This is a genomic window from Caballeronia sp. INML3B, from assembly GCF_023631305.1.
Taxonomy (GTDB): Bacteria; Pseudomonadota; Gammaproteobacteria; order Burkholderiales; family Burkholderiaceae; genus Caballeronia; species Caballeronia turbans.
The window spans coordinates 255,464-275,539 of the sequence record NZ_JALQDI010000003.1 but is presented as its reverse complement, the minus strand read 5'-3'; the positions used below and the strand labels follow the sequence as shown (position 1 = coordinate 275,539).

The 20,076-nt window shown below is 65.4% G+C and carries 17 protein-coding genes; 9 read left to right on the top strand and 8 right to left on the bottom strand.

Going from position 1 to position 20,076, the window contains the following annotated elements:
- Positions 1-52 precede the first annotated feature (52 nt).
- The 9 genes from NCS58_RS04500 to NCS58_RS04460 all read left to right on the top strand — a co-directional run bounded on the left by NCS58_RS04500 (position 53) and on the right by NCS58_RS04460 (position 11,706).
- Entirely contained in the window at positions 53-1,432 is a 1,380-nt protein-coding gene (locus NCS58_RS04500) for an amidase (protein ID WP_061118872.1), read from the top strand.
- Positions 1,433-1,613: 181 nt separating this feature from the next.
- The gene (locus tag NCS58_RS04495; protein ID WP_061118918.1) at positions 1,614-2,132 is read left to right on the top strand and encodes a disulfide bond formation protein B; all 519 of its coding nucleotides are present in this window, start codon (positions 1,614-1,616) and stop codon (positions 2,130-2,132) included.
- A gap of 275 nt (positions 2,133-2,407) precedes the next feature.
- Positions 2,408-3,916: a xanthine dehydrogenase small subunit gene (xdhA, locus tag NCS58_RS04490; RefSeq protein WP_250537965.1), complete on the top strand. Its 1,509-nt coding sequence runs from the start codon at positions 2,408-2,410 to the stop codon at positions 3,914-3,916.
- Positions 3,913-6,255: a xanthine dehydrogenase molybdopterin binding subunit gene (gene xdhB / locus NCS58_RS04485; RefSeq protein WP_250537964.1), complete on the top strand. Its 2,343-nt coding sequence runs from the start codon at positions 3,913-3,915 to the stop codon at positions 6,253-6,255. Before xdhA ends, xdhB begins: the two co-directional genes overlap by 4 nt.
- Before the next feature lie 40 nt (positions 6,256-6,295).
- Positions 6,296-7,324 carry a xanthine dehydrogenase accessory protein XdhC gene (xdhC, locus tag NCS58_RS04480; RefSeq protein WP_061118869.1) on the top strand — a complete coding sequence of 343 codons (1,029 nt, stop codon included), beginning with the start codon at positions 6,296-6,298 and terminating at the stop codon, positions 7,322-7,324.
- A gap of 40 nt (positions 7,325-7,364) precedes the next feature.
- Positions 7,365-8,387 (top strand): adenosine deaminase, encoded by a 1,023-nt coding sequence (locus NCS58_RS04475; protein ID WP_250537963.1) that lies wholly within the window; start codon positions 7,365-7,367, stop codon positions 8,385-8,387.
- 9 nt (positions 8,388-8,396) lie between these two features.
- Positions 8,397-9,770 (top strand): NCS2 family permease, encoded by a 1,374-nt coding sequence (locus NCS58_RS04470; RefSeq protein ID WP_061118867.1) that lies wholly within the window; start codon positions 8,397-8,399, stop codon positions 9,768-9,770.
- A 24-nt stretch (positions 9,771-9,794) separates the two neighbouring features.
- Positions 9,795-11,123: a guanine deaminase gene (gene guaD, locus NCS58_RS04465; protein WP_061118866.1), complete on the top strand. Its 1,329-nt coding sequence runs from the start codon at positions 9,795-9,797 to the stop codon at positions 11,121-11,123.
- A 145-nt stretch (positions 11,124-11,268) separates the two neighbouring features.
- Positions 11,269-11,706: a hypothetical protein gene (locus NCS58_RS04460; protein ID WP_250537962.1), complete on the top strand. Its 438-nt coding sequence runs from the start codon at positions 11,269-11,271 to the stop codon at positions 11,704-11,706.
- Between the two features lie 12 nt (positions 11,707-11,718).
- Here NCS58_RS04460 and NCS58_RS04455 read toward each other — a convergent pair whose 3' ends face one another.
- From NCS58_RS04455 to NCS58_RS04420, 8 genes are all read right to left on the bottom strand, one after another.
- Positions 11,719-12,783 carry a 2-aminoethylphosphonate aminotransferase gene (locus NCS58_RS04455; RefSeq protein ID WP_250537961.1) on the bottom strand — a complete coding sequence of 355 codons (1,065 nt, stop codon included), beginning with the start codon at positions 12,781-12,783 and terminating at the stop codon, positions 11,719-11,721.
- Entirely contained in the window at positions 12,783-13,940 is a 1,158-nt protein-coding gene (aepY, locus tag NCS58_RS04450; protein WP_061118863.1) for a phosphonopyruvate decarboxylase, read from the bottom strand. Before aepY ends, NCS58_RS04455 begins: the two co-directional genes overlap by 1 nt.
- Positions 13,933-15,630 (bottom strand): phosphoenolpyruvate mutase, encoded by a 1,698-nt coding sequence (gene aepX, locus NCS58_RS04445; RefSeq protein ID WP_061118862.1) that lies wholly within the window; start codon positions 15,628-15,630, stop codon positions 13,933-13,935. Before aepX ends, aepY begins: the two co-directional genes overlap by 8 nt.
- Positions 15,627-16,403, bottom strand: a complete 777-nt coding sequence (locus tag NCS58_RS04440) for an NTP transferase domain-containing protein (protein WP_061118861.1) — start codon at positions 16,401-16,403, stop codon at positions 15,627-15,629. The genes aepX and NCS58_RS04440 overlap by 4 nt, the downstream gene beginning before the upstream one ends.
- 23 nt (positions 16,404-16,426) lie before the next feature.
- Positions 16,427-17,443: a flippase-like domain-containing protein gene (locus tag NCS58_RS04435; RefSeq protein ID WP_250476431.1), complete on the bottom strand. Its 1,017-nt coding sequence runs from the start codon at positions 17,441-17,443 to the stop codon at positions 16,427-16,429.
- Positions 17,440-18,252 (bottom strand): 2OG-Fe(II) oxygenase, encoded by an 813-nt coding sequence (locus NCS58_RS04430; RefSeq protein ID WP_250537960.1) that lies wholly within the window; start codon positions 18,250-18,252, stop codon positions 17,440-17,442. Before NCS58_RS04430 ends, NCS58_RS04435 begins: the two co-directional genes overlap by 4 nt.
- On the bottom strand, positions 18,249-18,947 hold the full coding sequence (locus NCS58_RS04425; protein WP_061118858.1) for a CDP-alcohol phosphatidyltransferase family protein: 699 nt from the start codon (positions 18,945-18,947) through the stop codon (positions 18,249-18,251). Before NCS58_RS04425 ends, NCS58_RS04430 begins: the two co-directional genes overlap by 4 nt.
- Positions 18,948-19,155: 208 nt before the next feature.
- Positions 19,156-19,872, bottom strand: a complete 717-nt coding sequence (locus NCS58_RS04420; protein WP_250537989.1) for a DUF4136 domain-containing protein — start codon at positions 19,870-19,872, stop codon at positions 19,156-19,158.
- Between the last annotated feature and the right edge of the window lie 204 nt (positions 19,873-20,076).

The following is a 20,076-nucleotide window of genomic DNA, read 5'->3' as shown; positions in this document are numbered from 1 at the left end:
ACGCCGGGCGCGCCCGACCTTCTCGCATCAGGCAACGCCACTGCCCGACGCCATGCCGACCACTTCGCCGCAGTTCGCCCCGCTCGCCCAACTCGCCGCCGATCTGAAGCGCGGCCGCACGACGAGCCGCGCGCTCGTCGAGGCGGCGCTCGAGCGCATCGCCGATCCTGCCGGACAGGGCTCGACCGTCTTCCTCCATGTCGATGCCGAACACGCCCGCGCCGCCGCCGATGCCCACGATGCGCTGCGCCGCGCCGGCACCGTGCTCTCGCCGCTCGCGGGCATTCCGGTGTCGATCAAGGATCTCTTCGATATCGAAGGCGAAGTGACGCGAGCCGGCTCGAAAGCGTTGCAGGATGCCGCTCCCGCGAAGGCCGACGCCATCGCCGTCGCGCGCCTGCGCCGCGCGGGCGCGGTAATCGTCGGGCGCACCAACATGAGCGAGTTCGCATTCTCCGGCCTCGGGCTGAACCCGCACTACGGCACGCCGCGCTCGCCGTGGCATGCGGACGTGCCGGGCGACGCGCGCATCGCGGGCGGCTCGTCGTCGGGTGCGGCGGCGTCGGTCGCGGACGGCATGGCCGCCGTCGCGCTCGGGACCGACACGGGCGGCTCCATCCGCATTCCCGCCGCGCTGTGCGGCCTCACCGGCTTCAAGCCGACCGCGAGCCGCATTCCGAAGCAAGGCGGCGTGCCGCTTTCGAAAACGCTCGATTCGTTCGGGCCCATCGGCGTGTCGGTCGCGTGCTGCGCGCTCGTCGACCGCATTCTCGCCGGGCGCGACCCGGGCGTGCCCGCCACGCGCCCACTCGACGGCGTGCGCCTCGGCGTGCTCACGAATTACGTGACCGATGGCGTCGAATCGCCCGTCGCGAGTGCGGTCGCCGCCGCAGTCAATCACCTCGCCGCGGCGGGCGCGCTCGTGGAAGACGTGCGTTTCGCGCCGCTCGATCGGCTGCCTGACATCAATCGCTATCCGCTCGTGGCGATCGAGGCTTACGCGTGGCATCGGAAGCTGATGGCTGAGCGCGGCAACGATTACGACCCGCGCGTGCTCGCGCGTCTGAAGCGCGCCGAAGCGGCCAGCGCGGCGGACTACATCGACTTGTGCGAGGCGCGCGCCGCGATGATCGAAGAAGCCCGCACGACGCTCTGGCAGCGCTTCGACGCAATCATCTGCCCGACCGTGCCGGTGCTGCCGCCGCGCATCGCCGATCTGGAAACGGACGACGACGCCTTCACGCGCACCAATGCGCTGATTCTCCGCAACCCGACGGCCTTCAACTTCCTCGATGCGTGCGCGCTGTCGCTGCCCTGCCATCCGCGCGGCGAGGCGCCCGTCGGCCTGATGCTCGCAGGCGCGCCGAACGCCGATGACACGCTGCTGTCGATCGGGCGCGCCGTCGAAGCGGTGCTGGAGACGACCCGCTGAGCGCCTGAAAAACAGCTGACCATCGCGACCGAACATCGCGGCCGAACATCGCGGCCGAACATCGCGGCTGATTTTGCGCATCGGGCGTTCGCGCTAGAATTCACCGCGATCCCCGCGCAACTCAGGTGCTTCCTTCTCGAATCGTTGAGAAATAATGAACAACTCTTTGAATCACTTCACGATGCATCAGGACGACCGGGTGATGCGCCGCGAGCGCCGCCTGCTCGTGTTGCTCGGTTTCGTCAGTCTCGGGCTCGTCGGCGGCGCGCTGTATCTGCAATTCTTCCACGGCGAAGATCCTTGCCCGCTGTGCATCATCCAGCGCTATTTTTTCGTGCTGGTCGCGATTTTCGCGTTTCTCGGTGCGGCCTTCCGTAACTGGCGCGGCATTGCGCTGCTCGAAACGCTCGTCGCAATTTCGGCGCTCGGCGGCGCCGCCACCGCCGCGCGCCACGTCTATGTGCAATCACATCCCGGCTTCAGTTGCGGTTTCGATGCGCTTCAGCCGATCGTCGACGGTCTGCCGCCCGCAAGCTGGCTGCCGCAGGTATTCAAGGTCGCGGGTCTGTGCGAAACGCCGTATCCGCCGATTCTCGGTCTGTCTCTGCCGCAATGGTCGCTCATCGCGTTTGTGCTGATTTTCGTGCTGGTCGCGGCGAGCGTGCGTTTGAAGCGCAAGTTGCGCACGACGGTCCGGTAATTTGTTCCGGGCGGCGACATTCGCGCGCCGCCCGTTTTCTCCGCTTCACTGCGCACTCCGCGCTTCCTCCTTTCCCGCATCAGCGCATCCGCATAATCTTGATACGTGCCCGACAATATTTTTGGGATATTGGGGTGTTAAGGTCGCGTCTGGATGGCGATCTACGTGCGCGCAGTCCGATTCGTTCAAAGGCAGCCTGAGCGTTTTCTCACGCCAACCATGAAACGAACGGAAACCGCGTAACGCGCGCCCGGTCCGCAATGTCTTCCTGAGTCATGACAACGCAAACCATCCGCTTCCTTCAACGCGGCGCCGTGCGCGAAATCGGCGGCGCGCCCGCCACGCGCACGGTGCTTCAGCATCTGCGCGAGGACGCGCTTTGCACCGGCACGAAGGAAGGCTGCGCGGAAGGCGATTGCGGCGCGTGCACCGTCGTGATCGGCGAGCTCGACGCTTGCGGGGCACTCGCGCTCAAAGCCGTCAACGCGTGCATCCAGTTTCTGCCGACGCTCGATTCCCGCGCCCTCTTCACCGTCGAAGATCTGCGTGGTGCGGATGGCACGCTGCATCCGGTGCAGCAGGCGCTCATCGACTGTCACGGCTCGCAATGCGGCTTTTGCACGCCGGGCTTCGTGATGTCGCTGTGGGCGCTCTATCACCGTCATCCGCGCGATGCAGGCCCGCCGTCGCGCGACGAAATCGCCGCCGCGCTCTCGGGCAATCTGTGCCGCTGCACGGGATATCGGCCGATCGTCGATGCCGCGCAGCGCATGTTCGAGTATCCGCGTCCGCCCTTCGATGCCGACGCCCTCACGCAACAGTTGATCGCACTGAAGCGCACGCAGACGTTCGAATATCGCGCGTCCGATGCATCCGGTCAGCACACCTTCCACGCGCCCGTCACGCGCGCCGAATTCGCCCGGTTGCGCGCCGCGCATCCGAACGCGCGCCTGCTCGCGGGCAGCACCGATGTCGGCCTGTGGGTCACGAAGCAGTTCCGCGATCTCGGCGAGCTGCTCTACATCGGCAACGTCGACGAGCTGAAGACGATCGAGCGCGACGCGCACACGCTGACGATCGGCGCGGCGGCCTCGCTCGAAGACGCGTATGCCGCGCTCGCCGCCGACTATCCCGGGCTTGCCGAGCTGTGGACGCGGTTCGCGTCGCGGCCGATCCGCAACGCGGGCACGCTCGGCGGCAATGTGGCGAACGGTTCGCCGATCGGCGATTCGATGCCGGCGCTCATCGCGCTGAATGCGCAACTCGTGCTGCAGAAGGCCGACAAGACCCGCACGGTGCGCCTCGACGCGTTCTATCTCGGCTATCAGAAGACCGCGCTCGATGCCGGCGAATTCGTCGCGGCGATTCGCGTACCGCGCCCGGTCGCGGCGTTGCGCTTTCGGACTTACAAGGTGTCGAAGCGTTACGACCAGGACATTTCGGCGGTCTGCGCGGCGTTCGCGATCTGGCTCGACGACAGCCATCGCGTGACGGATGCGCGCATCGCGTTCGGCGGCATGGCGGCGACGCCCAGACGCGCGGCGCAGGCCGAGGCGGCGCTCATCGGGCGCGAGTGGAACGAAGCGTCGGCACGCGCCGCGATGACCGCGCTCGACGCCGATTTCCAGCCGCTCACCGACATGCGCGCGTCGAGCGCCTATCGCGCGAAAGTGGCGCGCAACGTACTGTGGCGCTTCTATCTGGAAACGCGACCGGACGCGCCGCTCGCGCCCGCCGAAGTGAATGCCTTCGCGTACGCCGCGCATGGGGAGGAAACGTCATGAACCGACTGACCGAACCGATGGATATCGACGCCGCCGGCGCGTCGCTGCCGCACGAATCGGCGGCGCTGCACGTGAGCGGCGAAGCGGTGTACACCGACGACATCCCCGAGTTGCGCGGCACGCTGCACGCGGCGCTCGGCCTGTCGCGGCACGCACATGCGCGCATCGTGTCGCTGGATCTGGACGCGGTGCGCGCCGCGCCCGGCGTCGTCGCGGTGCTCACGGCCGCGGACATTCCCGGCGAGAACAATTGCGGCCCGGTGCTGCACGACGATCCGATTCTCGCCGCCGATGTCGTGCAGTACCTCGGCCAGCCGGTATTCGCCGTCATCGCCGAGAGTCGCGATCTGGCGCGCCGCGCCGCCGCGCTCGCGAAAAGCGAGGATGTCGTTCGTTACGAGCCGCTCGAAGCCGTGCTGACGCCGCGCGAAGCGAAGGCGCGCAACCAGTTCGTCCTGCCGCCGCTGCACTTGCGTCGCGGCGACGCGGCCGGGCGCATCGCATCGGCGAAACATCGGCTCGCGGGCGAGTTCGAAGTCGGCGGGCAGGAGCAGTTCTATCTCGAAGGACAGGTCGCCTACGCGATTCCGAAAGAGCAGGACGGCATGCTCGTCCATAGCTCGACGCAGCATCCGAGCGAGATGCAGCAGGTCGTCGCGCACATGCTCGACTGGCCGACACACGCCGTGCTGTGCGAATGCCGGCGCATGGGCGGCGGCTTCGGCGGCAAGGAATCCCAATCGGCGCTGTTCGCGTGCGTGGCGTCGCTCGCGGCGCATTGGCTGAAGCGTCCCGTGAAGCTGCGCGCCGATCGCGACGACGACTTCATGATCACCGGCAAACGTCACGACGCGGTCTACGAATACGAATGCGGCTTCGATGACGACGGGCGCATCGCCGGCGTGCGCGTCGAGATCGCGTTGCGGGCCGGCTATTCAGCGGATCTGTCCGGTGCGGTCGCCACGCGCGCCGTATGCCACTTCGACAACGCGTACTTTCTGGGCGATGTCGAGATCCGCGCGCTGTGCTGCAAGACCAACACGCAGTCGAACACCGCGTTTCGCGGCTTCGGCGGCCCGCAAGGCGCGCTCGTGATGGAAGTCATGCTAGACGAGATCGCGCATCGGCTGAAGCGCGATCCGCTCGACGTGCGGCGCGCGAACTATTACGGCATCGGCGATCGCAACGTGACGCCTTACGGTCAGCCGGTCGCGGACAACGTGATCGCGGCATTGACCGACGAACTCGTCGCGTCGAGCGAGTATCAGAAGCGCCGCACCGAAGTCGCCGCGTTCAACGCGAAAAACGGCGTGCTCAGGCGCGGCATCGCGTTCACGCCCGTCAAGTTCGGCATTTCGTTCAACGTGCCGTTCCTGAACCAGGCGGGCGCGCTCGTGCACGTCTACAAGGACGGCTCGGTGCTCGTCAATCACGGCGGCACCGAAATGGGACAAGGCCTCAACACGAAAGTCGCGCAGGTCGTCGCGAGCGTGTTCGGCGTCGGCTTGCAGCGCGTGCGCGTCACGGCGACCGACACATCGAAGGTCGCGAATACATCGGCGACGGCGGCATCGACGGGCAGCGATCTGAACGGCAAGGCCGCCGAAGCCGCGGCACTCACGATCCGCGCGCGTCTCGCCGAGCTCGTCGTCAAGCAGCTCGGCGGCAATGCAGCCGACGTACGCTTTCACGGCGGCGTCGTGGACGTGAACGGCGGGCAGATGCCGTTCGATCAGCTCGTCGCGGCCGCGTATCTCGCGCGCGTGCAACTGTGGTCGGACGGCTTCTATGCCACGCCGAAAGTGCACTGGGACGCGAAGACGCTGCAAGGCCATCCGTTCTATTACTTCGCGTACGGCGCGGCGGTGTCGGAAGTCGTCGTCGATACGCTCACCGGCGAGTGGAAGCTCCTGCGCGCCGATCTGCTGCATGACGCGGGACGCTCGATCAATCCGGCGATCGATATCGGCCAGGTGGAAGGCGGCTTCATCCAGGGCATGGGCTGGCTCACGACCGAAGAACTGTGGTGGAACCGCGACGGACGCCTGATGACGCATGCGCCGTCGACCTACAAGATCCCGGCCGTCAGCGACGCGCCCGCGATCTTCAACGTCGCGCTCTATCGTAATGACAACGCGGAGCCGACGATTTTCCGTTCGAAAGCCGTCGGCGAGCCGCCGCTCCTGCTGTCGTTTTCGGTGCTGCTCGCGATACGCGCGGCGATCGCATCGGTTTCCCCCGATTCAACCGATGCGCCCAAACTGCGCGCGCCGGCGACGCCGGAGGCAATTCTTGACGCGCTCTCTGTCGAGGCGGAGGAAGCGGCCCCGGTAAACTAACGCCTGCAACGACGCAAACCGACATTTCTGGAGCTCACCGATGCAAGTTTGGCTGAACGACCTGCAACACCTGCTCGCGCACGGCGACGCCGTCGTGCTCGTGACGGTCGCGCGTGTCGAAGGCTCCGCGCCGCGCGAGCCGGGCACGAAGATGATCGTCACGCGCGAGGACGCGCGCTACACGATCGGCGGCGGCCATCTGGAATGGAAGGCCATCGAGACCGCACGGCAAGTGCTGAAGGACGGCATGCGCAGCCCGCGCATGAGGCGGCTGGAGCGTTTCGCTCTGGGCCCGAGCCTCGGCCAGTGCTGCGGCGGCGCGGTCGTGCTGGCGTTCGAGCGGCTCGACGTATCCGATCTGAACTGGGTGACGACGCTTGCGAAGCGCACCGCGCAGGGTTTGTCGACCGTGCGCAGCGTCTCGTTCGCGCCGATGCCCGATGCCGTCATGCTCTCCGACCCCGAACCGGGCGCGACCGACGCCGACTGCCTCTTGTGGGACGGCGCCGGTTTCGACGAGAGCGGCGCGCTCCTGACCGAAACCATCGCGCCGCGCGATTTCCAGGTCGTGCTGTTCGGCGCGGGACACGTTGGCGCGGCGCTCGTGCGCGTGCTCGCGACGCTGCCCTGTCACGTCACCTGGGTCGACGAGCGGGACGCCGCCGGCTTCGGCCAGTTCGCCGCGCCGCAGTCCGTGCCGGAAAACGTAACGATCGAGCCGAACGGCGCGCCCGATGAAGCCGTCGACAATGCGCCGCCCAACGCGTACTTCATCGTGATGACGCACAACCACACGGTGGATCTCGCGCTGGCGGAGTGCATTCTCAGACGCGGCGACTTTGCGTTCTTCGGCATGATCGGCTCGTTTGCGAAGAAGAAGCAGTTCGAGCATCGGCTCGCGGCGCGCGGGATCGACCCCGCGCGCATCGCGAGGATGGTGTGTCCGATCGGCATCGACGGCATCGTCGACAAGGCGCCCGAAGTGATCGCCGTTGCAGCGGCAGCCCAACTGCTGCAGGCGGTCGAAGCCAACGCTTCGAGCCACGCGTCGTCGCAACAGACCGCCTGACCCACAGGCACAACCGTAGCCCCATCACAACAAAGCCCACATGAATCCCACACTCGCCGACAAGATTGCACGCGCGCCGAAAGCCGAGCTGCATATCCATATCGAAGGGTCGCTCGAACCCGAGCTCATTTTCGCGCTCGCGAAGCGCAACAACGTGAAGCTCGCGTACGACTCGATCGAGGCGCTGCGCGCCGCCTACGCGTTCACCGACCTGCAATCGTTCCTCGACATCTACTACGCGGGCGCGAGCGTGCTGCTCACCGAGCAGGATTTCTACGACATGACGATGGCGTATGTCGAGCGCGCGCTCGCGGACCACGTCGCGCACGCGGAAATCTTCTTCGATCCGCAGACGCACACGGAACGCGGCGTATCGATCGAAACGGCCGTCGCGGGCATCGAGGCCGCACTCGCCGAAGGTGAGAAGCGCGGTCTTTCGAGCAAGCTGATTCTCTGTTTCCTGCGCCATCTTTCTGAAGAGGACGCGCTCGCGACCTATGAAAGCGCATTGCCGCTGTTCGACAAGTACGCGCATCGGCTGATCGGTGTCGGGCTGGATTCGTCGGAGCGCGGGCATCCGCCCTCGAAGTTCGAGCGCGTGTTCGCGAAGGCGCGTGAGCGCGGCCTGAAGCTCGTCGCGCATGCGGGCGAGGAAGGGCCGCCCTCGTATGTCTATGAAGCGCTCGATCTGCTGAAGGTGGATCGCGTCGATCACGGCGTGCGCAGCATCGAGGACGCGGCGCTCGTCGCGCGTCTCGCGGATGCGCGCATCGCACTGACCGTGTGCCCGCTCTCGAACATCAAGCTCTGCGTGTTCGACGACATGACGAAGCACACGCTGAAAGACCTGCTGGACCAAGGCGTCGCGGTGATGATCAACTCCGACGATCCCGCGTACTTCGGTGGCTACGTCAACGCGAATTACTTCGCGATCGTCGACGCGCTGAAGCTCACCGATCACGAGGTCTACACGCTGTTGAAGAACAGCCTGGAAGCCTCGTTCGTCACCGAAGAAGAACGCGACGCAATGGTCGCGCGCCTGGATCAGCACTGGAAGCAGTAAAGAACAAGCATGGAAACCACAGCAACAACTCCACAACGCGACGCGACCGCGCTCGAGCGCTTCTTCGGCATTCGCGCCGCGGGCTCGCGCACGAAGACGGAAATCGTCGCGGGCATCACGACGTTCCTCACGGCGATGTACATCATCGTCGTCAATCCGGGCATTTTGTCGGCGGCGGGCGTGCCGTTTCCGGCCGCGCTGACGGCGACCGTCATCGTCAGCTTTCTCGGCAGTTGCGCGATGGGCCTCTACGCGCGCAATCCGGTGCTCGTCGCGCCCGGCATGGGCATGAACGCGCTCTTCGCGTTCGTCATGGTTCACGGCGGCAAAATGCCGTGGCAAACCGCGCTCGGCTGCGTGTTCTGGTCCGGCGTGATCTTCGCGGTGCTCGCGGTGTTCAACGCGCGCAAGCTCGTCGTCGATGCGATTCCCGCGAATCTGCGGCACGCGGTGTCGTGCGGCATCGGTCTGTTCATCAGCCTCATCGGCCTCGTGAACGCGAAGTTCGTCGTCGGCGACCCGGTGACGATCGTGCATTCGGCGTCGCTGAATCCCGTCGTCATCACGTTCCTGATCGGTCTCGCGGTCACGACGATTCTCGTCGCCCGCAAGGTCACCGGCGCGCTGATGCTCGGCATCGTGTTCACGACCGTCATCTCGATTCCGATCGGCCGCTTCTGGGGCGACGGCACCGCATACTGGCCCGCCGCGATCGCCACGAAGACGCTCGTCAACTGGAACGGCTTGTTCGCCGCGCCGGATTTTTCCGCGATCGGCCAGCTCGATCTCGTCGGCTCGCTGAAGGTCGTCTACTGGCCGTTCATCTTCGTGATGCTGTTCACGTCGTTCTTCGACGCGCTCTCCACGTTCATGGCGATATCCGAAGCCGGCAAGCTTTACGACTCGGACGGCAATCCGCGCAACATCCGCCAGTCGATGATGGTCGATTCCTTCGCCGCGCTCGTTTCCGCGCCGCTCGGCACGAGCCCGGCGAACGCGTATATCGAATCGGCGGCAGGCATTTCTGCGGGCGGGCGCACGGGCCTCGTCGCCGTCGTCGCGGGCCTGTGCTTTTTGCCCTTCCTGTTTCTCTCGCCGCTCCTGTCGCTCGTTCCGGCGATCGCGACCGCGCCCGCGCTCGTGCTCGTCGGCGTGTTCATGATGGAAGCGATCACGCAGATCGAATGGCATCGCTTCGATGAAGCCATTCCCGCGTTCCTCGCGATGATCCTGATCCCGCTGACCTACTCGATCACCGATGGCGTCGCGTACGGCTTTCTCGCGTTCGTCGTGCTGAAGTCGGCCACGGGGCGCGCGAAGGAAATCAAGCCGGCGATGTGGATCATCGCTGCCTTTTCTCTAGTGCTGCTTTCACAGCTTTAAACCCAGAAACGGAGACGTTGCATCATGACTCAAACCGCCTACCGCGCCCAGTTGCTGACCTTTCGGGAAGATCCCGCGCATGCCGCTGACGGCGCGGTCTACGAGGCCGATGGCCTTCTGATCGTCGAGGACGGCAAAGTGGTCGCGGCAGGCGCGTATGCGTCGCTGCGCGAGCGGCTCAGCCCCGACGCGACCGTCCACACCATGCGCGACAAACTGATCGCGCCGGGTTTCATCGACTCGCACATTCACTATCCGCAGACGGACATGATCGCGTCGCCCGCGCCGGGGCTGCTGCCGTGGCTCAACACGTACACGTTTCCGACGGAGCGCGGCTTCGAGAATCCGGCGGTCGCGCGTGAAACGGCGAGCTTTTTCATCGACGAACTGCTCGCCTGCGGCACGACGACGGCGCTCGTCTACTGCACGGTGCACAAGCAATCCGCCGATGCGTTCTTCACCGAAAGCGAGGCGCGCAATCTGCGCATGGTCGCGGGCAAGGTGCTGATGGATCGCAACTGCCCCGAGTTTCTGCGCGACACGGCGCAATCCGGCTACGACGACAGCGCGGAACTCATCGCGCGCTGGCATGGCCGCGGCCGTCAGCATTACGCGCTGACGCCGCGTTTCGCGCCGACATCGACGCAAGCGCAACTCGAAGCGTGCGGCGCGCTCGCGCAGCAGCATCAGGACGTGTTCATCCAGAGCCACGTCGCGGAAAACACGGATGAGATCAAATGGGTCGAGAGCCTCTTTCCGGGGCATCGCAGCTATCTCGACATTTACGATCACTACGGACTCTTGCGTCGCCGGGCGGTGTACGGCCACTGCATTTATCTCGATGACCGCGATCGCGAGCGCATGGCGGAAACGGGCGCGGTGGCATCGCACTGCCCGACATCGAATCTGTTCCTCGGCAGCGGCCTGTTCGACTTCGAGAAGGCGGGCGCGTCGAACATGCCCGTGGCGCTCGCGACGGACGTGGGCGGCGGCACATCGTTCTCCATGCTGCAGACGATGAACGAAGCGCACAAGGTCGCGCGCCTGACCGGCCATCATCTGACCGCGACGCGCATGTTCTGGCTCGCCACGACGGGCGCCGCACAAGTGCTCGAACTCGACGACAGGATCGGCACGCTTCGCCCCGGCAGCGAAGCGGACTTCGTCGTGCTCGATCCGAACGCGACGCCGCTGCTCGCGCGCCGCACCTCACGCACGGAATCGCTGGAAGAACTGCTGTTCGCGTTCGCGCTGCTCGGCGACGATCGCGCGGTGTTCGAAACCTACGCGGCCGGCAAGCGCGTGCATTCGCGCGACACGCGCAACACGGCGAAGCTGGAGCTGGCGGCCTGACGCGCCCTCGACGCTTCATCCGATGAGCGGCCTGCGGGCCGCTTTTTCGTTGGATCGACCACGCGCCACGACGATTCGCTCGATGTTTCGTGCAGATTTATTGCAATCTCGTTAAAGTGCAAGCTGTCCTGAACATCGTGTCAACATGAAGCACGTCGCCCGAACCTCCCGAATCGCGCTGACCGTGACGCTCGCGTCGGTCGGTGCGCTCGCGCATGCGAAGCCGATCGATGCGCAACTCGACTGCAAATCGACCGCGCATGATTTCGTCGCGCCGTTGCAGCGAGACGGACTGCTGGAAACCAGGCCGATGCGCGTGGAGCCGAACTCCGTCAACGCGTTCAAGCCCGTGAAAGGCGCGACGCTGACGGCTTATGGCTTCAAGGTCTATGTGGTCGTCGCCTACCAGAAGGACGACCCGATCTTCAGGCCCGGCAAGGGCGAGCCGATCGCCGATTCCGCTTACGGCGCGGTCGTGTGGGGGGGCGATAAAGAGGTCGAACAGCAGGTGCGCGCCGCGGGCAGCGACGCGGATGTGCACCACGTCGCGCCCTTCATTACGGCGATTTTTTGCAAGCAGTGAGCGGCTCGCGACTCAGCGCAGCAACTCGACGAACGACGAGATCAGCCGGTCCATGTCGTTGGCATCGACCGCGCCCATCGTCGAAATACGGAACAGTTCCTTCGACAACCCGCCCTGCCCCGCATAGATCACGAAGCCTTTCGCCTTGAGCGCATCGTGCAGCTTGTCGTACGTGACGCCCGCAGGCAGCCGGTACGCCCGCAGCACGACCGACGACTCCTCGGGCGACAACGCGCTGTCGATGCCGAGCGCAGCCAGTCCCGAGCGGACCTGCTCCGCGAGCTTTGCATACCGCGCGTGACGCGCGCGCCAGCCGCCTTCCTCTTCGAACTCGCGCAACGCTTCGACGAGCGCGTAATACGCATGCACCGACGGCGTGAACGGCGTATTGCGCTCGTCCTGCAACTTTGCGAGACGCGCGATGCCGAGGTAGTAGTTGCGGCTCGCCGACTTCGCCAGCGCATCGCGGCGCGCGATGACGAACGCCGCGCCCGGCACGCCGTGCAGGCACTTGTTCGCGGTCGCGGCGATCGCGGCGATGCCGCCGCCGTCGAAGTCGATCGCTTCGGCGCCGAAGCTGCTCACCGCGTCGAGCAGCAGGCCGAGGCCGCGATCCTTGCACGCGCGGGACAACTGATCGATCGCGTTCAGGCGGCCGGTGGTCGTTTCGTGATGGATGATCGCGACGTTCGTGAACGGCTTGCTGTCGAGCAGCGCGATGATCGCGTCGATATCCGGCGCCTGCATCCACTCGTATTTGGCGACCTCGTAGTCGATGCCGTATTGCTTTGCGATCTGCGCGATGCGATCGCCATACACGCCGTTTTCGACGACGAGCAAGCGCCCGCCTTCCGGCACGAGACCGGCGATCATGCTTTCGACCGCGGCGGTGCCCGAACCCGTCATCAGCACGGCGCTCCAGACGGACGGATCGAGTTCGTAAGCGGCGACGAGACGCTTGCGCGCCTCATCCTGCAAGTCGAAAAACTCCGGCTCGCGATGGCACAAGTCGGTTTGCAGCAGGCTCTTGCGCACGCGTTCGCTCAGCGTGACAGGACCGGGATTGAGCAGCAGCATCAACGGCCTCCAATGTGTTGTTGCAAGCGCGCACGCACGTCCTCGGGCGTGATCTTCGGGCGCGGCAAATCGCCCGGCGTGCCCGTCCTGATCGACAGACGCGCGAAACGCGCGCCGTTCACATCTTTCGCATCGAAAAGACGATCGATCACGCCGATATCGTCACCGTCGAGCGCGAGCGCGTAGCCGCACGCCGACGCGATCGATGCAAAATCGACTGCGCGCGAAACCGTCGCCTGGCCGCCCGTCGATTCGTGCGCGCCATTATCGAGCAGCAGGTGAACCAGATTCGACGGACCGTACGCGCCGAGCGTCGCGAAGACGCCCATGCGCATGAGCGCCGCGCCGTCGCCGTCGAGCGCGACGACGCGCAGGTCGGGACGCGAGAGCGCAAGGCCGAGCGCCATCGGCGTGACACAGCCCATCGAGCCGACGAGATAGAGCTGGTTCTCGCGGTCGTCGATCGCGTAGAGCTCGCGGCCGCAGAAGCCGGTCGATGCGAGCACGACCGTCGAATCCTTCGGCGTGTTGGCGATGACCTGGCGCAATGCCTCGTGGCGCGTCACGCGCTCGCCTTCGAAGCGCTCCACCGTTGCGGGATGCGCGTTGACGCGCACGCCCGACAAACCCGTGTTCTTCAATTCGAAAGGCGCGACGCTGCCCTTCTGCATGACGAGCGCATACGGGCGGCCGGTGCTGTCCATGTACTGCGTCGCGCGATCGAGCGCCGGGCCGATCTGGTCGGCTTCCGTCGGGAACAGCTCCCACGGAATCTCCATCGTCTCGAGCATCTGCGGGGTGATCGGGCCCATCAGCGCGTGCTGCGGCTCGTCATGAACGCCCGGCTGGCCGCGCCATGTGACGATCAGCAATTGCGGCAGACGGAACGTCCATGTTAGCGACGTCAGCGGGCTCACCGCATTGCCGAGGCCGGAGTTCTGCATCATCGCGATGCCTCTGCGCTTGCGACTTGCGCCCAGTTCGACCCCCGCGATCAGCGCGACCGCATCGCCCTCGTTCGCCGCCGACACATAGTGCAGCGATTCGTCCTGCAACACGTAATTGATAAAGGGCGTGAGAAACGAGCAAGGCACGCCCGCGTACCAGTCGAAACCGCGCTCGCGCGCGGCCTCGACGAACTGGGCGGCCTCAATCACGGGCGTTCTCCGTTCCTTCCGAGCCGATGGGGCTCTGCCCGTGGGCGAAATCGCCCGCGCGACGGAAATCGTCGAGGTCGTTGACGCCGCGCCAGTGGCCGTGCACGTATTGCACTTCGATCTTCTGCCCCGCGGCGATCAGCGCGTTGAGCAGCGCGGCCATGTCGAGCTTGTCGAAATCCGGGCGCTGTTGCAGCGTGCCGAGCGTCGCGAGCAGGCGTTCGCGCGCGCCGGCGCGCACCTTGATGAGGCCCATCCAGCGGCCTTGCGGCGCGCGGCCGTCCGTGAGCGCCTGCCCCGCGCCGACCACGCCGTCGAGCCACACTTTCTGGCCGAACAGCGCGCGGTCGTCGGCGGTCGAGCAGTACGCAAAATCGGTCGCGGCGGCGCCCGCCTCCGGCGCCTGCGACGAATCGACGACCACGCAGAAATCGCTGTCCGATTCGGTCAGGTCGCGCAGGATGTAGCTGCGAAACAGCAGGTCGCCGTAGGAGATCACGGTGTCGCCGTTCATGTGCCCGACGGCGCACGCGAGCGATGCGAGCTCGCCCGTGGTGTCATGGCGCTCGTTGACGACGAGACGGATGCCGCCCTTCTCGATCGCATCGGCCCGATAACCGCCGACCACGGTGATGTCGTTGATGCTTTCCTTCTTGAACGCCTCGACGAGATGCCGCAGAAGCGGCTTGCCGGCGACTGGCAGCATCACCTTCGGACGCGCTTCGGTCAGCGCCTCGAGGCCCGCGCCCCGGCTCGCCGCGAGCACGATCGCGCTGCGCTTTTCGTTGGCCGCGCTCAGGTAGATGTTTTCGGCAGCCGAATACTCGTCGGCGTCCTGCAGACGGAAGATCTCGTTCACCGACGCGATGCGGTCTTCCACGTTCACGAGCGTCTCGCTGTCGTGGATTTCCTTCGCGATCGCCTGCATCGCGGATACGGCGCCGCGGATCAGATGGTTCGCCCAGATCACGCAGCTGATACCGGCCTGACGGAACGCGTCGGTCGGCGTGCTGTAGTACTTCGTCGGCACGATGACGAGCGGACCGCGGCCCGCCCACTCGCGCGCGAAGGTCAGAATCTCGTCGGGCTTCGACAGCTTGCTGTGGATCAGGATCGCGTCCGCGCCCGCCAGGCGATACGCCTCGGCGCGCTTGAGCGCTTCTTCCATCCCCCAGCCGGCGATCAGCGCTTCCACGCGCGCGACGATCGAAAAGTTCGGATCGCTCTGCGAATCCTTGCCGGCCTTGATCTTGCCGCAGAACTCGTCGATGTCGGCGAGCGGCTGCGCTTCGCCGTTGATGAAGCTGTTGGTCTTCGGAAACTGCTTGTCCTCGATGCACACGCCCGCGATGCCGCGCTGCTCCAGCTTCCTCACGAGACGGCGCACGTTGTTGAAGTTGCCGTAGCCGGTGTCCCCGTCGAGCAGGATCGGCAGATCGCTGGCGTCGGCCATGAATTCGAGGTTGTCGACGACCTGCGTCCAGCTCGCTTCGTTGTTGTCGCGCACGCCGAACTGCGCGGAGATCGACAGGCCCGAGCCCCAGATCGCCTTGAAGCCGGCTTCCTTCGCGATGCGCGCCGAAATGCCGTTGTGCGCCTCCATCAAAAATTCGAGGCGATTGCTTTGCAGCATCTCGCGCAGGCGCATGGTGCGCGAATAGCCGACGGGAATGTTTCCGGGTGCGTTCATTGTTGAGAGGCTCCTGCAAACTGACGCAGCGCGTTCAACTGCGGCAGCACTTCATCGGCCGCGCGCTTCACGTCGTTCTGAAAATCGATTTCGATCCACGGTGCGCCGGTCACGTCGGCGATATCGAACACGTGGGACTTTTCCAGCAACAGGTCGCGCACCGCTTCTTCGTGCGGCATCTTCGCACGGCCCGTCGCCACATAATCGGCGCAGATTTCGGCGAGGCGCGTGGCCGCTTTCTCGTCGAAGCGGAAGAAGCCCACCGATTCGCCGATGGTGTCGTACTTCAGACCCGCCGCGACCTGCTTGCGCAGTTCGACCGGCACGCCATTCTCGACGCACAGCTTCACCGGTTCGTCGCCGGCTTCGAAGTCGCGATCGATCAGCAGGCGATTCACCGCGCCGCCCGCGACGAGCGGATCGAAGATGCGTTCGTCGTAGAGCACGTCGGCGTCCATCAGCAGGACATCGCCGCCGCGCGTCATCGCGTCGCGCGCGGTATGCACGGATAGCACGCTGCCGAGCGTGAATTCCTCGTTGACGACGATCTCGGTCTTCGGCTTCCAGTCGATGGATGCGAGCTCCGCTTCGATCTGCTCGCTCTTGAAGCCGGTCACGAAGACGACTTCATCGACGCCGGCGGCTTTCAAAAAGTGCAGATGACGTTCGAGCAGCGATGCATCGCCAAAACGGAGCAGACATTTCGGCTTTTGCTGGCCTTCGGGCTGAACGAGGCGCAAGCCCATCCCGGCCGCAAGAATAATTGCGCGCATGCTTGGTTCCCTTCGTGGGTGGGTCAGTCGATATCCGGCACGCGCGCGAGACGGCGGCGCTGCCAGCCTTTTTCAACGAAATGCAGATAGACGATGCCCGGCACGCCGAGCAGCAGTTCGCGCGCGCGCTTGGCGAGCGACAGCGCGAGCGCCGCCTCGGGCGGCAGGCCGACCAGACGCGCGAGCAGCAGATAGCCGCCTTCCTGCACGCCGAGCGAGCCGGGAATCGCGAAGGCCGCGCCGCGGATCGCCTGGCCGAGACTTTCCAGCAGCAGCGCTTCCGTCCAGCCGACCGGATGGCCGAGCAGATGCAGCGCGAGCCACACTTCGCCCGTGCCGACGATCCAGCCGATGAAACTCAACCCGAAGCTCGACGCCACCTTGCCGCGCTCGCGATACATCTCGTGCACGGCGGCATCGACGGCTTCGGCGCGCGTCACGAGCGACGACCAGTCGCGTTTGGCCGAGAATTTCGCGGCGATGCCCGACGCGAAGCGCATCGCGCGGCCGAAGAGACCGCGCCGCTGCGCGAGATAGAAACCGAAGATCATGAGGCCGATCACGCCGATCACCGACAGCACCGCGATCGTCACGGTCGACGACGAGCCGCCCGCCGCATAACCCGTCAGCAGGACGACGCCGATCAGCGCGAAGATCAGTTGCGCGACGGTCTGCATCGTCGTGCTGACGGTGATGACCGCGGCCGCGTCTCGCGCGCGCATGCCGCGCTGCGCGAGATAGCGGACCATCAGCATCGGCCCGCCGATCTGGCCTGCGGGCATCAGGCTGTTTACCGATTCGCCGGCCCAGCGCGCGAGCAAGGCGTCGAGCAGTGACACGTCGCGCTGACGGTCGGCGAAGAGCACGCTGATCGCGACGGCATCGATGACGAGCGGCACGAAGTGAAAGGCCGCGACCGCGACCAGCCCCCAGCCCGCCGCGGCAAGCGTCGATGCAACGGAGCCGAAGCCTTGCCAGCCGAGCAGCGCGATGAACAGCACCACGCCGACCGACAGCAGGAATGTGCCGGCGCGGCTCATGCCTGTCCGTTCGTGCCGCCCTTGCGGCGAAAGACCTGCCTGAACCCGAAATACGCGATCGAGTCCTTCATGTTCGAGATGAAGCGCTGGAACGGGCGCATGGTGGGATTCGTCACGTACTCGAACGTGAGCGACACGCGCATCTCGTTCTCGCCGAGCGGCGTGACGCGATGGCGCAGCTTGTCGCCATCGAAGAACACGAACGCGCCGGGCGGATACTGCACAGAGCCCGGCTGATCCGGAACCCCGGGCGTCTTCGTGTGCAGTTCGTAGTCGAGCTTGCAGGACGAATCGTCGATCACGCCGAGCAGGAGCGTGTAGCGCCGGCCGTCGTAATACGACGTGTCGTAATGCCAGCCGATGTGGTCGCCCGGACGTGTGTAGAAGTACAGCGCGTAGGCGTGCGGATCGTCTTCCGGCGAAAGTTGCAGCTTGTCGCCGGTGATCGTCTCCAGCCACCTGATGAGCGCTTCCGAACGATACAAATCCGCGATGAACGGCGCGAGCTTGTCGAGCGTATGGCGGCTCACGCTTCCGCCCGCCTTGTGACCCGGCAGATAGTTGCGGTTCACGGACGGCATCACGTCATGCACGGCGGCAATCAGCCGCTCCGTGTAGTCGCGCGGCAAAAAATCTTCGATGTAGAGAAACGAGCCTTGCTGGCCGTATTCGTCGCGCAGCTTCGGCGTTTGCAGCGCGGCGAGCCGCGCGTTCATGGTCGAATCGATGTCGCGCTTCGACGGGCGGGTCGCCGCAGCCCCATGCGCCGGTTGCGTCAGCGTGCTGTCCGGAGTTGCCGTATCGCTCATCTCACCGCCTGAAAATCTTTGTCGTCTTTTGCGTGGGTGGCCTGCGCACGGCGTTTCAACTGCGCGGTCACGCGCTGATAGTCCACCGCCACATAAATGGCGAAGAGCGGCGCGCCGATCGCCGACGCGACCAGAAACGGCGTCATGCCATTCAGGATGGTCACGACCGGCAGCAGATACAACACGTCTTCCGTTTCGAATCCGCCCATCGACGCCTGCTTCGTGCCGGACTTGCCGACCATCGACTCGACACGCATGCGCAGAAAAAAGATCAGCGCGACCGCCACGCCCGCAATGCCGCCGAGCCATTGCGCGGGCACGATCATCGACGGATGGTGCACGGCGACATAAAACCCGATGCCGAGAAACAGCAACACGGTCACGAGCGCGTCGCACGCGAGGTCGTAGAAGTGGCCGATCTTGCTGGACTGTCCGCTGATGCGCGCGAGTTCGCCGTCGGTGTGATCGACGAGATTCGACAGTGCGATCAGGAGCGCGCCTAGCGTGCACATCCAGAACTGGCCGAGCGACAAATAGTACGCCCCGGCCAGACCGATAACGAGGCGCAGCGTGGTCAGGTGATTGGGCGTTACCGGCGTGCCGACGAGCGGCGTGACGAGGCGGCGTGCGAGCCGCGCGTCCCATGTGGTGGGCTCGGGAACGGTTTTAGGATCGGGCGGACACGATTTTGTCATCCCGGAAATATATCGCTAATTCGCCGAAGCTGCATATATTGCGGCCCAGCATCGAGGCGATGATTCCCTGTTTGGTCAAGGCTGACGGGCGATTCTGAAACTTTCGCTGACATCGTGAGCAGCACCGAGCCGCCACACGTCGCGGCAATATTTTCCGATGCGATCTTCGACGTTGCGACGGCGCGTGGCCGTCGCATTCGCCTCTCGATCAATCGACGGCCTTGTTTGCGGGCGCGGGCGCCGCGCTGCGTTCGTTCGAGCCGGCTGCCGCCGTTTCGTTGGAGATGCCGCCATGCTGGTCGACCGGCAGCGTCACCGTGCGAACCGTGCCGTTGCCGAGCGGGAAATTCGCGAGCGCGCTGCGCACGAGGTAGGGCATCGCCTGATAGAGCGAAGGGTCGCCGGTCGAGTTGACCGCCGTCACCTTGTAGGTCTCGCGACCGGTCTTGCGATCGTTCATGCGGATTTGCAGCGCGTGGATGTAGATCGGATAGCTCTGGTCGACGTAACCCGCCGGGCCCCATGGTCCGTACGGCCCCCACGGCCCCCACGGTCCGCCCCCGAACGGACCGCCCCAGGCGCCGTACATCGGCCACGGATCGTAGTAGACCGGCTGGCGCACGGTCATCATGTCGCCGCGAACCGAATAGGCGAGCGCGACCTGATAGTTCGCGCTCGCCTCCGGCACTTGCCGGAAGTTGTATTTCGAGAGCTCGCTCGCGACGAGCGTCTCGTAGGTCGTCTGCTCGATGCTGTTTTGCTGCTCGCCCTTGCGCGCGAACGCATACGTGCGCGCCGAGTCGCTGCCGCTCCAGTCGGAGAACGCGGTGACCTGCGTCTGGACGTAGGTCGTGCAGCCCGTGAGCCACATCGCCATCAATATCAGCGCCGCCCATCTGGCGAGCGTCCTGATCGGAACATTCATGGTCATCCTCACTTCGTTCGGCACCCTTCCCAGTCATAGATAGCACCGCCGCGGCTTGCACGGCGGCGTCCTGTTTTGTGGGGTCCACGACGCGCTGCGCCGCCCGATTCGCGATCTCCGGACGGCTTGTACAATGATTCGACCAGGCGCGCACGCGTTGGTGCTCGAAAGCACACACGCCCGACGCCCCCGCCGTTCAATCCA

Excerpts from the sequence above, each read along its gene's own strand:
- NCS58_RS04470 (WP_061118867.1), top strand. The coding sequence starts at position 8,397 with ATGGAAACCACAGCAACAACTCCACAACGCGACGCGACCGCGCTCGAG.
- guaD (WP_061118866.1), top strand. The coding sequence starts at position 9,795 with ATGACTCAAACCGCCTACCGCGCCCAGTTGCTGACCTTTCGGGAAGAT.
- NCS58_RS04475 (WP_250537963.1), top strand. The coding sequence starts at position 7,365 with ATGAATCCCACACTCGCCGACAAGATTGCACGCGCGCCGAAAGCCGAG.
- NCS58_RS04425 (WP_061118858.1), bottom strand. The coding sequence starts at position 18,947 with ATGACAAAATCGTGTCCGCCCGATCCTAAAACCGTTCCCGAGCCCACC.
- aepX (WP_061118862.1), bottom strand. The coding sequence starts at position 15,630 with ATGAACGCACCCGGAAACATTCCCGTCGGCTATTCGCGCACCATGCGC.
- NCS58_RS04455 (WP_250537961.1), bottom strand. The coding sequence starts at position 12,783 with ATGCTGCTGCTCAATCCCGGTCCTGTCACGCTGAGCGAACGCGTGCGC.
- xdhB (WP_250537964.1), top strand. The coding sequence starts at position 3,913 with ATGAACCGACTGACCGAACCGATGGATATCGACGCCGCCGGCGCGTCG.
- NCS58_RS04460 (WP_250537962.1), top strand. The coding sequence starts at position 11,269 with ATGAAGCACGTCGCCCGAACCTCCCGAATCGCGCTGACCGTGACGCTC.
- xdhC (WP_061118869.1), top strand. The coding sequence starts at position 6,296 with ATGCAAGTTTGGCTGAACGACCTGCAACACCTGCTCGCGCACGGCGAC.
- NCS58_RS04495 (WP_061118918.1), top strand. The coding sequence starts at position 1,614 with ATGCATCAGGACGACCGGGTGATGCGCCGCGAGCGCCGCCTGCTCGTG.
- NCS58_RS04430 (WP_250537960.1), bottom strand. The coding sequence starts at position 18,252 with ATGAGCGATACGGCAACTCCGGACAGCACGCTGACGCAACCGGCGCAT.
- NCS58_RS04500 (WP_061118872.1), top strand. The coding sequence starts at position 53 with ATGCCGACCACTTCGCCGCAGTTCGCCCCGCTCGCCCAACTCGCCGCC.
- xdhA (WP_250537965.1), top strand. The coding sequence starts at position 2,408 with ATGACAACGCAAACCATCCGCTTCCTTCAACGCGGCGCCGTGCGCGAA.
- NCS58_RS04435 (WP_250476431.1), bottom strand. The coding sequence starts at position 17,443 with ATGAGCCGCGCCGGCACATTCCTGCTGTCGGTCGGCGTGGTGCTGTTC.
- NCS58_RS04420 (WP_250537989.1), bottom strand. The coding sequence starts at position 19,872 with ATGAATGTTCCGATCAGGACGCTCGCCAGATGGGCGGCGCTGATATTG.
- NCS58_RS04440 (WP_061118861.1), bottom strand. The coding sequence starts at position 16,403 with ATGCGCGCAATTATTCTTGCGGCCGGGATGGGCTTGCGCCTCGTTCAG.